At 60.7% G+C, this 12,838-nt stretch carries 12 protein-coding genes; 8 read left to right on the forward strand and 4 right to left on the reverse strand.

Annotated elements, in window-relative coordinates:
- Positions 1-62: 62 nt before the first annotated feature.
- The 3 genes from CIB54_RS10305 to CIB54_RS10315 form a co-directional block, all read right to left on the reverse strand.
- A complete protein-coding gene (locus CIB54_RS10305) occupies positions 63-1,373 on the reverse strand; it encodes an MFS transporter (protein WP_065951297.1) in 1,311 nt (436 codons plus the stop codon).
- Positions 1,374-1,728: 355 nt separating this feature from the next.
- Entirely contained in the window at positions 1,729-2,967 is a 1,239-nt protein-coding gene (locus CIB54_RS10310; protein WP_101219725.1) for a transporter associated domain-containing protein, read from the reverse strand.
- Between the two features lie 12 nt (positions 2,968-2,979).
- Positions 2,980-3,792 (reverse strand): cytochrome C assembly family protein, encoded by an 813-nt coding sequence (locus CIB54_RS10315; RefSeq protein WP_065951299.1) that lies wholly within the window; start codon positions 3,790-3,792, stop codon positions 2,980-2,982.
- Positions 3,793-4,026: 234 nt separating this feature from the next.
- On the opposite strand from CIB54_RS10315, the gene ffh reads away from it, so the two are divergent.
- The 5 genes from ffh (at position 4,027) to rplS (ending at position 7,599) form a co-directional block, all read left to right on the forward strand.
- Positions 4,027-5,403: a signal recognition particle protein gene (ffh, locus tag CIB54_RS10320; protein WP_003193965.1), complete on the forward strand. Its 1,377-nt coding sequence runs from the start codon at positions 4,027-4,029 to the stop codon at positions 5,401-5,403.
- A 251-nt stretch (positions 5,404-5,654) separates the two neighbouring features.
- On the forward strand, positions 5,655-5,906 hold the full coding sequence (gene rpsP, locus CIB54_RS10325; RefSeq protein WP_003238923.1) for a 30S ribosomal protein S16: 252 nt from the start codon (positions 5,655-5,657) through the stop codon (positions 5,904-5,906).
- A gap of 5 nt (positions 5,907-5,911) precedes the next feature.
- Positions 5,912-6,448, forward strand: coding sequence for a ribosome maturation factor RimM (gene rimM, locus CIB54_RS10330; protein ID WP_056858695.1), 537 nt, complete (start codon positions 5,912-5,914; stop codon positions 6,446-6,448).
- On the forward strand, positions 6,430-7,203 hold the full coding sequence (gene trmD, locus CIB54_RS10335; protein ID WP_198557190.1) for a tRNA (guanosine(37)-N1)-methyltransferase TrmD: 774 nt from the start codon (positions 6,430-6,432) through the stop codon (positions 7,201-7,203). Before rimM ends, trmD begins: the two co-directional genes overlap by 19 nt.
- A gap of 45 nt (positions 7,204-7,248) precedes the next feature.
- The gene (rplS, locus tag CIB54_RS10340) at positions 7,249-7,599 is read left to right on the forward strand and encodes a 50S ribosomal protein L19 (protein ID WP_003175895.1); all 351 of its coding nucleotides are present in this window, start codon (positions 7,249-7,251) and stop codon (positions 7,597-7,599) included.
- Positions 7,600-7,672: 73 nt separating this feature from the next.
- Here the strand turns inward: rplS and CIB54_RS10345 are convergent, their stop codons facing one another.
- Positions 7,673-9,472 (reverse strand): cation:proton antiporter, encoded by a 1,800-nt coding sequence (locus CIB54_RS10345; protein WP_065951301.1) that lies wholly within the window; start codon positions 9,470-9,472, stop codon positions 7,673-7,675.
- A 108-nt stretch (positions 9,473-9,580) separates the two neighbouring features.
- Here CIB54_RS10345 and xerD point away from each other — a divergent pair, with 108 nt between their 5' ends.
- The 3 genes from xerD to CIB54_RS10360 all read left to right on the forward strand — a co-directional run bounded on the left by xerD (position 9,581) and on the right by CIB54_RS10360 (position 12,785).
- On the forward strand, positions 9,581-10,477 hold the full coding sequence (xerD, locus tag CIB54_RS10350) for a site-specific tyrosine recombinase XerD (protein WP_065951302.1): 897 nt from the start codon (positions 9,581-9,583) through the stop codon (positions 10,475-10,477).
- A 142-nt stretch (positions 10,478-10,619) separates the two neighbouring features.
- Complete coding sequence (locus CIB54_RS10355) at positions 10,620-11,351, forward strand: thioredoxin fold domain-containing protein (RefSeq protein ID WP_057723916.1); 732 nt, start codon at positions 10,620-10,622, stop codon at positions 11,349-11,351.
- A gap of 129 nt (positions 11,352-11,480) precedes the next feature.
- On the forward strand, positions 11,481-12,785 hold the full coding sequence (locus CIB54_RS10360) for a homoserine dehydrogenase (RefSeq protein WP_101219726.1): 1,305 nt from the start codon (positions 11,481-11,483) through the stop codon (positions 12,783-12,785).
- Positions 12,786-12,838 lie beyond the last annotated feature (53 nt).

Below are 12,838 nucleotides of genomic sequence, written 5' to 3' on the forward strand. Positions count from 1 at the left end.
CCACACTTGAATGTGTTCACACATCAACATGTGGGAGGGGGCTTGCCCCCGATAGCGGTCTATCAGGCGACCTTGTTCAAATCATTATCCCGCGTCTCTTTCAAACACAGCACCGCAATCAAACTCAGCAACGCTGCCGCCGACACATACCCCCCGACGTAACTCAGTCCGCCCATCGCCACCAGCTTGGTCGCGAAAAACGGTGCCGCCGACGCGCCCACGATCCCCCCCAGGTTATATGCCGCCGAAGCGCCGGTATAACGCACGCGGGTCGGGAACAGTTCCGGCAGCAGCGCACCCATCGGCGCGAAGGTTACGCCCATCAGGAACAGCTCCAGCGCCAGGAACAGCGCCACGGCCCAGGTCGAACCGTGGGTCAGCAGCGGCTCCATGGTAAAACCCGACAGAATCGCCAGGATCGCGCCGACAATCAGCACCGGCTTGCGCCCGTAGCGGTCGCTGGCCAGCGCCGCCAATGGCGTCGCCAGGCCCATGAACAGCACCGCGAAACACAACAGGCCGAGGAAGGTTTCACGACTGTAGCCGAGGGTCGACACCCCGTAACTCAGGGAAAACGCCGTGGTGATGTAGAACAGCGCATAGCACACCACCATCGACGCGGCGCCCAGCAATACCGGCAGCCAATGCTGGCTGAACAGCTCCACCAACGGCACCTTCACCGGTTTTTCATGGGCCACGGCATTGGCGAACACGGGCGTCTCGTGCAGCTTGAGCCGTGCGTACAGGCCCACCATCACCAGCGCCGCACTGAGGATGAACGGAATGCGCCAGCCCCAGCTGCGGAACTGCTCGTCGTTCAGGCTCATGGCCAAAATCAGGAACAAACCATTGGCCGCCAAAAAGCCAATCGACGGGCCCAGTTGCGGGAACATGCCGAACCAGGCGCGTTTGCCTTTGGGCGCGTTCTCGGTCGCCAGCAAGGCCGCGCCGCCCCATTCCCCGCCCAGGCCCAAGCCCTGGCCGAAGCGCAATACACACAGCAGGATCGGTGCCCAGGCGCCAATGCTGTCGTAGCCGGGCAGCAAGCCGATCAGGGTGGTACACACGCCCATCAGCAGCAGCGAGGCCACCAGCGTCGACTTGCGACCGATACGGTCGCCAAAGTGGCCGAACAGCGCCGAGCCCAGCGGGCGGGCGATAAACGCGATGCCGAAGGTCAGGAACGACGCCAGCATCTGCGCGGTGCCGGACGTCTGCGGGAAGAACACCGGGCCGATCACCAGCGCGGCAGCCGTGGCGTAGATATAAAAGTCGTAGAACTCGATGGCGGTGCCGACGATGCTCGCGGTCGCCACGCGAGCCGTCGAGTTGGTCGGGGCAGCGGTTGCCGCCTCGTTATAGGTGGTGCTCATGGCGGTAATCCCTGACGGTCATTGCGCGTTTGGACGCGGATTATTATTGGTCGTACACCCATGGATCAGGGGTGTGCTCGGAGCGGCTCGGGATGGGAGCAAACACCGGTCAGACAGGGTAAAGCGCTGCCTGGACGCGCTGAGTGCGGGTAGCACGCGGTCGGGCGGGGCTTGGGTAAGCCGCAGGGATTATAGGAAGGGGTGTGGAATTACAACAAGTGGTTGGAGTAACACAGATCCAGTGTGGGAGGGGGCTTGCCCCCGATGGCGGTGTATCAGCCACCTGATGCAGTGACTGGCATTCTGTTATCGGGGGCAAGCCCCCTCCCACATTGGATTGTGGTTTATCAGAACGTCAGGCGGCGACGGGCACATGGCTGGTATGCCAGATCAATACCTTGCTTACCCGGTTGTCCTCGGTCTCGAGGATTTCCAGGCGATAACGGCCAATTTTCAGGCATACCGCGCAGTCCGGGATAGTCTCCAGCGCTTCGGTCACCAAGCCGTTGAGGGTCTTGGGGCCGTCGCTGGGCAGGTGCCAGCCCAGGCTTTTGTTCAATTCGCGGATCGAAGCCGCGCCGTCGATGATATAGCGGCCGTCCGGCTGGGCTTCGATGTGCGGGTTATCCACAGTCTGGTCGCTTTCGAATTCGCCGACGATTTCTTCCAGGATGTCTTCCAGGGTAACGATGCCCAGCACTTCGCCGTACTCGTCCACCACCATGCCCAGGCGGCGCTGCTGCTTGTGGAAATTGAGCAGTTGCAGCTGCAACGGCGTGCTTTCCGGCACGAAGTAGGGTTCGTGGCAGGCGGCCAGCAGCGCTTCCTTGGTCAGGCTGGCGTCGGCCAGCAGGTGCTGGATCTGCCGCGTGTTGAGCACCGCTTCAACCTGGTTGATGTCGCTGTGGAACACCGGCAACCGCGTGCGCTGGGAAGTGCGCAGTTGCTCGATGATGTCCTCGATCGCGTCATCCAGGTTGATGCCGTCCACTTCGCTGCGCGGCACCAGGATGTCATTGACGGTGATGTTGTCCAGGGCATGGATACCAGGCATGCCGGGCATAGGCTCTTCATCGGCATCATGTTGCGGTTCGTCGTTAGGGTCGGACGAAGGCTCGTCGCTGTTTCTCACCACGCCGGTCTTGCGCGAGAACGGGCGCAGCAACATCAGGCTGATGGCATTGAGCAGCCAGGCAACGGGATAAAGGATTTTCAGCGGCACCCCCAGCAGCGCATTGCCGAAACCCAGTATGGCGTGCGGATAGCGGGTAGCCAGGGCGCGGGGCAGGTAATCGGCGAGGATCAGCAGCACTGCGCAGGCGATCAGCCCGCCGAGCCATGGCCCGTTCTGTGCCCAGGCATGGATCGCCAGCAGTGTGCAGAGAATGACCACCGCTGCGCGGCACAGGCTGTTGCACAGGATCAGGCTGTGGCGCGGAAAGCTCAGGCGTGCGGCAGCCTTGTCACCCTGGCGTGTGCCCGGGCGCAGGGCCAGCAGGTGTTGTTGTGCGGCCTCGATGGCGGTAAACAGCGCCGCCCATAAAACCAGCAAGGCAATTACGGCGAGCATCGGCCCAAGGGGCAAGTTGTCCATGATCGCCGCTCGTCAGATATGCAGGATGTATTCGCGAACCAGCTTGCTGCCGAAATAGGCCAGCATCAGCAGGCAGAAACCGGCCAGGGTCCAGCGGATGGCCTTGTGCCCGCGCCAGCCGAGGCGGTTGCGGCCCCATAGCAACACGCTGAACACGATCCAGGCCAGGCAGGCCAGCAAGGTCTTGTGCACCAGATGCTGGGCGAACAGGTTCTCGACGAACAGCCAGCCGGAAATCAGCGACAGCGACAGCAAGGTCCAGCCGGCCCACAGGAACCCGAACAGCAGGCTTTCCATGGTTTGCAGCGGCGGGAAGTTCTTGATCAGCCCGGACGGGTGCTTGTGCTTGAGCTGGTGGTCTTGCAGCAGTACCAGCAGCGATTGGAACACCGCAATGGTGAACATGCCGTAGGCAAGGATCGACAACAGGATATGCGCGAGAATGCCCGGCTCTTCATCGATCACCTGTACGGTGCCGGTGGGCGCGAATTGCGCCAGCAGCACCGTGAGCATGCCCAGCGGGAACAGCAGCGCGAGCAGGTTCTCGACCGGAATCCGATAGCACGCCAGCAGTGTCAGTGCGATCACGGCGGCGGCGATCAGGCTGGCGGCGCTGAAAAAATCCAGGCCCAGGCCGACCGGGGTCATCAGGTGCGTGAACAGACTGGCGGCATGAGCCAGCAGGGCGAGGACGCCAAGGCCGGTCAGCAGACGTTTGTCCGCTTTGGCGCCTTGGGCCAGACGAGTGCCCTGATAGAGGGTCGCAGCGGCATACAAGATGGCGGCGGCGAGGCTGGGTAGCAAACTGGGTGACAAGGGGAGCATAAATCCTGATAGACAAGCCCGAAAGGCGCTGAGTTTGGCACACACCCGCGCCGCACGAAAGACTCCCCCGCCAGACAGCGGGTGTGCATGGGCGCAGTCTTCGCTATAATCCGCGACCTGCCCACGCCGCAGGCTTGCCGAGCGCTATGTTTAATAGCGATTTACCACAGCCTGGGCCGCCATTACCTCGGTCTACCAATGCATTTCGTTGAATAGGGCCTGAAAGGATCGCGCATGTTTGAAAACCTGACTGACCGTCTCTCGCAGACGCTGCGCCATGTAACCGGCAAGGCCAAGCTGACCGAGGACAATATTAAAGACACCCTGCGTGAAGTGCGCATGGCGTTGCTGGAAGCCGACGTGGCCTTGCCGGTGGTGAAGGACTTCGTCAACTCGGTCAAGGAACGCGCGGTCGGCACCGAAGTGTCGCGCAGCCTGACGCCGGGCCAGGCGTTCGTGAAAATCGTCCAGGCCGAACTCGAAAGCCTGATGGGCGCGGCCAACGAAGACCTGAACCTCAGCGCCGTGCCTCCGGCCGTTGTGCTGATGGCCGGCCTGCAAGGTGCGGGCAAGACCACCACCGCCGGCAAGCTGGCGCGCTTCCTTAAAGAGCGCAAGAAGAAGTCCGTGATGGTGGTGTCGGCCGACGTTTATCGTCCGGCGGCCATCAAGCAGTTGGAAATGCTCGCGGGCGAAGTGGGCGTGACCTTCTTCCCGTCGGACCTGAGCCAGAAGCCGGTCGACATTGCCAACGCGGCCATTAAAGAAGCCAAGCTGAAATTCATCGACGTGGTCATCGTCGATACCGCCGGTCGCCTGCACATCGATGAAGAGATGATGGGCGAGATCAAGGCGCTGCATGCCGCGATCAACCCGGTCGAAACGCTGTTCGTAGTTGACGCCATGACCGGCCAGGATGCGGCCAACACCGCCAAGGCCTTCGGTGACGCACTGCCGCTGACCGGTGTGATCCTCACCAAGGTCGACGGCGACGCCCGTGGCGGTGCCGCGCTGTCGGTACGTGCAATCACCGGCAAGCCGATCAAGTTCATCGGCATGGGCGAGAAGAGCGAAGCGCTCGAGCCGTTCCACCCCGAGCGTATCGCCTCGCGCATCCTCGGCATGGGCGACGTGCTCAGCCTGATCGAGCAGGCCGAAGCCACGCTCGACAAGGACAAGGCCGACAAACTGGCCAAGAAGCTGAAGAAGGGCAAGGGCTTCGACCTCGAAGACTTCCGCGATCAGTTGCAACAAATGAAGAACATGGGTGGCCTCGGCGGCCTGATGGACAAGTTGCCGAACATCGGCGGCGTGAACCTGGCGCAAATGGGCAATGCCCAGGGCGCGGCAGAGAAGCAGTTCAAGCAGATGGAAGCCATCATCAACTCCATGACCCCGGCCGAGCGCCGCGACCCTGAGCTGATCAGCGGTTCGCGCAAACGCCGGATCGCCATGGGTTCCGGCACCCAGGTGCAGGACATCGGTCGCTTGATCAAGCAGCACAAGCAGATGCAGAAGATGATGAAGAAGTTCTCCGCCAAGGGCGGTATGGCCAAGATGATGCGCGGCATGGGCGGTATGTTGCCCGGCGGCGGCATGCCCAAGATGTAAAGAATTCGAGCGCAAGCCCTGCTTGCGCTCCGACCCGCAGGGATGCGGGATCTCCAGCAAACCCGCCATTGGCGGGCGCTGACCTGCCGTTTTAACCGACGGCTCTATAGCAGATCTGAATGGCACGCTGGTAGGCGCCGGAAAAAGACATTTGCAAAAGTCCGGATATTCCTTAGAATATGCGGCCTTTCGGGCACCTATGCCCGCTGTGCATTTAGATTTGCAGCACCGACTACAGGAACGATGTTCACATGCTAACAATCCGTCTTGCCCTTGGCGGCTCCAAAAAGCGCCCGTTTTACCACTTGACCGTAACTGACAGCCGCAACCCACGTGACGGCTCTCACAAGGAACAAGTTGGTTTCTTCAACCCGATCGCTCGCGGTCAGGAAGTTCGTCTGTCCGTGAACCAAGAGCGCGTAGCCTACTGGCTGAGCGTGGGTGCACAGCCATCCGAGCGCGTTGCCAAGCTGTTGAAAGACTCGGCTAAGGCCGCAGCCTGAGCAATATGAACGCGACGCCAGCTGTTGCTGATGATTTGATCGTTATCGGCAAGATTTACTCTGTTCATGGCGTTCGCGGCGAAGTGAAGGTGTATTCCTTTACTGATCCGACTGAAAACCTGTTGCAGTACAAAACCTGGACGCTCAAGCGCGAAGGCAGCGTGAAACAGGTCGAGCTGGTCAGTGGACGCGGGAGCGACAAGTTCCTGGTCGCAAAGCTCAAGGGTCTTGATGATCGTGAAGAAGCTCGGCTTCTGGCTGGTTATGAGATCTGCGTGCCGCGCAACCTGTTCCCTGAATTGACCGACGGCGAGTACTACTGGTACCAGCTGGAAGGTTTGAAGGTTATTGATCAACTCGGGCAACTGCTCGGGAAAATCGATCATCTTCTGGAAACCGGCGCCAACGATGTAATGGTGGTCAAGCCTTGCGCTGGCAGCCTGGATGATCGCGAACGCCTGTTGCCCTATACCGGGCAGTGCGTGTTGGCCGTCGACCTGGCAGCGGGCGAGATGAAGGTGGAATGGGATGCGGACTTCTAGGCGTGGCTAATTTGCGCATTGAAGTGATCAGTTTGTTTCCCGAGATGTTCTCCGCCATCAGCGAGTACGGCATCACCAGTCGGGCGGTGAAACAGGGGCTGTTGCAGCTTACCTGTTGGAACCCGCGAGACTACACGACGGATCGACATCACACTGTGGACGATCGCCCATTTGGCGGTGGCCCGGGCATGGTGATGAAGATCAAGCCCCTGGAAGACGCGTTGGCCCAGGCCAAGGCAGTGGCCGGGGAGAAGGCGAAGGTAATTTACCTGTCCCCTCAAGGCCGTCAGCTGAAACAGGCTGTGGTAGGCGAACTGGCGAATGAGGAGGCACTGATCCTGATTGCCGGTCGCTATGAAGGCATTGACGAGCGTTTTATTGACGCTCATGTCGATGAAGAGTGGTCGATTGGGGACTATGTCCTGTCTGGCGGCGAGCTGCCGGCGATGGTCCTGATAGATGCGGTTACACGACTGCTGCCTGGAGCTTTAGGGCATGCGGACTCTGCGGAGGAAGATTCCTTCACGGATGGTTTGCTGGATTGCCCGCACTACACCCGTCCGGAGGTGTATGCGGATCAGCGTGTTCCCGACGTATTGCTAAGTGGCAATCACGCACACATCCGGCGTTGGCGTTTACAGCAGTCCCTTGGTCGGACCTATGAACGACGCGCCGATCTTCTGGAAAGCCGCTCGCTTTCTGGAGAAGAGAAGAAGCTGCTCGAGGAATACATCCTCGCGCGGGACGATAGTTAACAACGTATCGATGGTAGGTCCATTGACTTACCTTAGGAGCACAGCATGACTAACAAAATCATCCTTGCACTCGAAGCAGAGCAGATGACCAAAGAGATCCCTACCTTTGCCCCGGGCGACACCATTGTCGTTCAGGTGAAAGTGAAGGAAGGCGACCGTTCGCGTCTGCAAGCGTTCGAAGGCGTGGTAATCGCCAAGCGTAACCGTGGTGTGAACAGTGCTTTCACTGTTCGTAAAATCTCCAACGGTGTTGGCGTAGAGCGTACTTTCCAGACCTACAGCCCGCAAATCGACAGCATGGCTGTGAAACGTCGCGGTGACGTACGCAAAGCCAAGCTGTACTACCTGCGTGACCTGTCCGGTAAAGCAGCTCGCATCAAGGAAAAACTGGCTTAAGTCCAGCTTCCCGATGCAGAAAAAAGCAGCCTACGGGCTGCTTTTTTGTGCCTGCGATTTAAGCGGTGCGCCCCTAGGCCTGACCAGGCTGAATGACTGCCAGTAATGTCCATCCCGCCAGCGGTTTCATATCGCTCTGCGGCGTGACCACATGCACCCAGCCGCTGTTATCGCGGGCAAACAGCAGTGTCGCCCGCTCCCCATGCAGTGCCTGATAATCGCTCCAGCCAAACCCTTCGGTCAGGTGGGTGGTATACAGCTCGGCGCCTTGCCCCAGCAGGCTGGCGAGCTTGGTGTAGCTCAGCGGCTGGCTGCCCAGCAAGTGCCCACGATGCTCGCCGCTGGCCCGGTGCTTGTCGGTGCGACGGCTTTCCTGGCTGTTGGCCAAGGCGAACAGGCGATGCCCGAAGTCGTGACGAAAGCGCATGGTGGCCAGGGTGTTCAATTCGCCGGAAGGTGACAGCGCGAGCAAATGCCCGAGACCGACCAGGTCCAGATGGGACTCGGCATGCTGTGAGGCCGGGTTGCCGAAGTAGGTCGGCAGCCCTTCCATACGGCTGGCGCGAATGTTCTCCCAGCTCGAATCGGTCAGCAGCACGCGGCTGCCCAGCTGTTGCAGGGCTTTGCCGAGAATGCGTGCCGGGCCGTTCGCGCCGACGATCAGAAAGCCGCTTGGCGCGGGCTCGGCTACTTTCAGCAAGCGCGCCAGAGGACGCGCAGTCGCGCTTTGCAGCACCACCGTGCCGATGATCACCGCAAACGTCAGCGGCACCAGCAACAACGCACCTTCGTGGCCGGCCTCATCCAGGCGAATCGCAAAAATGGCCGACACCGCCGCGGCCACAATCCCGCGCGGGGCGATCCAGGCCAGCAGTGCGCGTTCGCGCCAGTTCAGTTTCGAGCCGACGGTCGACACCGCAACGTTCAGCGGGCGCGCAATGAACTGAATGATCAGCAGCAGAATCAGTACGAACGGCCCCAGGGCGATCAGTGCGTTCAGGTCCAGGCGCGCTGCCAGCAGGATAAACAAGCCGGATATCAACAGAACACTGAGGTTCTCCTTGAAGTGCAGGATGTGACGCACGTCCACGCCCTTCATGTTGGCCATCCACATGCCCATCAGCGTCACCGCCAGCAGGCCCGACTCATGCATCACCTGATTGGAGGCGATGAACACCCCCAGCACCGCCGCCAGGGTGGCCAGGTTATGCAGGTATTCCGGCAACCACTGGCGGCGCATAACCAGGCCCAGCACCCAGCCCCCGGCAATCCCGAACAGACTGCCGCACAGGATGACGCCGCCAAAGGTCAGCAGGCTGTGACTCAGTCCATCGCCCGAGGCGCTGGCGATGATGAAGCTGTAGACCACCACGGCCAGCAGCGCGCCGATAGGGTCGATAACAATGCCTTCCCAGCGCAGGATGTTGGCGATGGACGCCTTGGGGCGTACCACGCGCAACATGGGCACGATGACGGTCGGGCCTGTCACCAGCGTCAAGGTGCCGAACAGCAGCGCCAGCATCCAGTCGAAACCCAGCAGCCAGTGGGTTGCCAGGGTGATCACCGCCCAGGTCGTCAGCGCACCAAGGGTCACCAGTCGGTGCACCACGCTGCCGATTTCCTTCCATTCCGACAGATGCAGCGTCAGGCTGCCCTCAAACAGGATCAATGCGACGGCCAGCGACACCAATGGCATCAGCAACGGGCCGAACATTTCCTGCGGGTCGAGCCAGCCAAGTACCGGCCCCGCCAGAATTCCGCTCAATAACAGAAACAGAATCGCCGGCAATTTCAGGCGCCAGGCCAGCCATTGGCAGCCGAGCGCGGCCACACCGATACCGCCGAAAGCCAACAAGATCTGTTGTTCGTTCATTAAAGCTTCCTGTTCCTAGAAGTAGCGGGCTATGAAAGACTAGTGGCCCTTGCCACAGTTCACTAAATAAAATGGCGCCAAGCCCCTTGCCGCGTCGCTTGAGTAACCATGCCCGCCATTGACCACCCGCTGATCGACCGCTTCCTTGACGCCCTTTGGTTGGAAAAAGGCCTCTCGGACAACACTCGCCAGGCTTACCGCAGCGACCTGGCCCTGTTCAACGGTTGGTTGCAGGAGAAAAACCTGGAGCTGATCAATGCCGGGCGCGAGCTGATCCTCGATCACTTGGCCTGGCGCCTCGAGCAACATTACAAGCCGCGTTCCACCGCGAGATTTCTCTCCGGTGTGCGTGGCTTTTATCGCTATCTGTTGCGTGAAAAACTCATCGCAATCGATCCAACTCTACAAGTCGATATGCCGCAATTAGGTAGGCCTCTTCCTAAATCTTTGTCGGAAACTGACGTGGAGGCTCTGTTGGCCGCGCCGGATCTCAGTGAGGCCATCGGCCAGCGTGATCGCGCCATGCTGGAAGTGCTCTACGCTTGCGGGCTGCGGGTCACCGAGCTGATCAGCCTGACCCTGGAGCAGGTCAACCTGCGCCAGGGCGTGTTGCGGGTGATGGGCAAGGGCAGCAAGGAGCGCCTGGTACCGATGGGGGAGGAGGCGATTGTGTGGGTCGAGCGTTACCTGCGCGATGCGCGTCACGAGCTGCTCGGTGGCCGTCCCAGTGATGTGCTGTTCCCCAGCCTGCGCGGCGAGCAGATGACCCGCCAGACCTTCTGGCACCGGATCAAGCACCAGGCCAAAGTGGCCGGGATCGGCAAGTCCCTGTCGCCGCATACCTTGCGTCATGCGTTCGCCACCCACTTGCTCAACCATGGCGCGGATCTGCGTGTGGTACAGATGCTGCTCGGCCACAGCGACTTGTCCACCACCCAGATCTACACCCATGTGGCACGGGCGCGCTTGCAGGAGATGCACGCCAAGCACCATCCACGCGGCTGAAAAATCCCAATTTGTTCGGCTGCGGGCTGCCCTGCGGCCCAACTGTGGTAGGCTTTGCCGGTTCGCAAAGGCGACGGTCCACACCCCCGGTTTCCAATCGGCGTAGCTGCACCCGTCCCTGCATCTGCCTTCAGGAGTTACCATGCGCTTGACCCAGATTATTGCCGCCGCAGCCATTGCGTTGGTTTCCACCTTTGCCGTCGCCGACGATGCGGCTGAGCAGGCCATTCGCAAGAGCCTGGTCAACCTGCAACTCGATACCCCCATCGAAAGCATCAGTGCCAGCCCCATGGCCGGTCTGTACGAAGTCAAGCTCAAGGGCAGCCGCGTGCTGTACGCCAGTGCCGATGGCCAGTACATCGTTCAGGGCTACCTGTTCCAGCTCAAGGACGGCAAGCCGGTCAACCTGACCGAGAAAGCCGAACGCCTCGGCGTGTCCAAGCTGATCAACGGTATTCCCGTGGCTGAAACCGTGGTGTACCCGGCCATCGGTGAGACCAAGACCCACATCACCGTGTTCACCGACACCACCTGCCCGTATTGCCACAAGCTGCACGCCGAAGTGCCTGCATTGAACAAGCTGGGTGTGGAAGTGCGCTATGTCGCATTCCCGCGCCAGGGCCTGGGTTCGCCGGGTGATGAGCAGTTGCAGGCGGTCTGGTGCTCGGCCGACAAGAAAGCGGCCATGGACAAGATGGTCGATGGCAAGGAAATCAAGGCGGCCAAATGCGCCAATCCGGTTTCCAAGCAGTTCGCCCTGGGCCAGTCCATCGGCGTGAACGGCACACCGGCCATCGTCTTGGCCGACGGCCAGGTGATTCCGGGCTACCAGCCGGCACCACAAGTTGCCAAACTGGCACTGGGTGCCAAGTAAGCATTAATCGTCGAGCCTTCGACGAGCATGATCGGCCGAACCGTCGGCGGGTCATTAATTGAGAGCCGCAGTTGTGCGGCTGTGTTCCACGGCCGACCTCGCGTCGGCCGTTTCATGGGGAGTTCTTCAGTGAAACCGGTCAAAGTAGGCATCTGTGGGTTAGGGACCGTCGGTGGCGGCACCTTCAACGTACTTCAGCGTAACGCTGAAGAAATTTCCCGCCGTGCAGGGCGTGAGATTGAAGTGGCGCAGATTGCCACGCGTTCGCCGAAGCCTCAGTTCGAAACGACCGGTATTGCGATTACCAACGATGTGTTCGCCGTGGCCACCAACCCTGACATCGATATAGTCATCGAGCTGGTAGGCGGCTATACCGTAGCCCGCGAGCTGGTGCTCAAGGCCATCGAGAACGGCAAGCACGTGGTCACCGCCAACAAGGCGCTGATCGCCGTGCACGGTAACGAAATCTTCGCCAAGGCCCGTGAGAAGGGCGTGATCGTGGCGTTCGAAGCCGCCGTGGCCGGCGGCATCCCGGTGATCAAGGCGATTCGTGAAGGCCTGTCCGCCAACCGCATCAATTGGGTCGCCGGTATCATCAACGGCACCGGTAACTTCATCCTTACCGAAATGCGCGAAAAGGGTCGCACCTTCGACGACGTGCTGGCTGAAGCCCAGGCCCTGGGTTATGCCGAAGCCGACCCGACCTTTGACGTGGAAGGCATCGATGCGGCCCACAAGCTGACCATCCTGGCGTCCATCGCCTTTGGTGTCCCGCTGCAGTTCGACAAGGCCTACACCGAAGGCATCACCAAACTGACCACCGCCGACGTGAACTACGCCGAAGCCCTGGGCTACCGCATCAAGCACCTCGGTGTGGCGCGCAGCACCCCGGCCGGTATCGAATTGCGTGTGCACCCGACACTGATCCCGGCCGACCGCCTGATCGCCAACGTCAATGGCGTGATGAACGCGGTGATGGTCAACGGTGATGCCGCCGGCTCCACCCTGTTCTACGGCGCCGGTGCCGGCATGGAACCGACCGCTTCCTCGGTAATCGCCGACCTGGTGGATGTGGTTCGCGCCATGACCAGCGACCCGGAAAACCGCGTACCGCACCTCGCCTTCCAGCCGGACTCGCTGTCGGCCCACCCGATCCTGCCGATCGAAGCCTGCGAAAGCGCCTACTACCTGCGCATCCAGGCCCAGGATCATCCGGGCGTGCTGGCCCAGGTGGCGAGTATCCTGTCGGAGCGCGGGATCAACATCGAGTCGATCATGCAGAAGGAAGTCGAGGAGCAGAACGGCCAGGTGCCGATGATCCTGCTGACCCACCGCGTGCTCGAGCAGCATATCAACGATGCCATCCGAGCACTCGAAGCGCTCCAGGGCGTGGTTGGACCGGTGGTCCGTATCCGCGTCGAGCATTTGAATTAATTCAGCTGCAAGCGGTTAGCTACAAGCTGCAAGTAAAAGCCGATTCGCTCTAA

The organism is Pseudomonas fluorescens (assembly GCF_002837185.1).
Lineage (GTDB): Bacteria > Pseudomonadota > Gammaproteobacteria > Pseudomonadales > Pseudomonadaceae > Aquipseudomonas > Aquipseudomonas fluorescens_AM.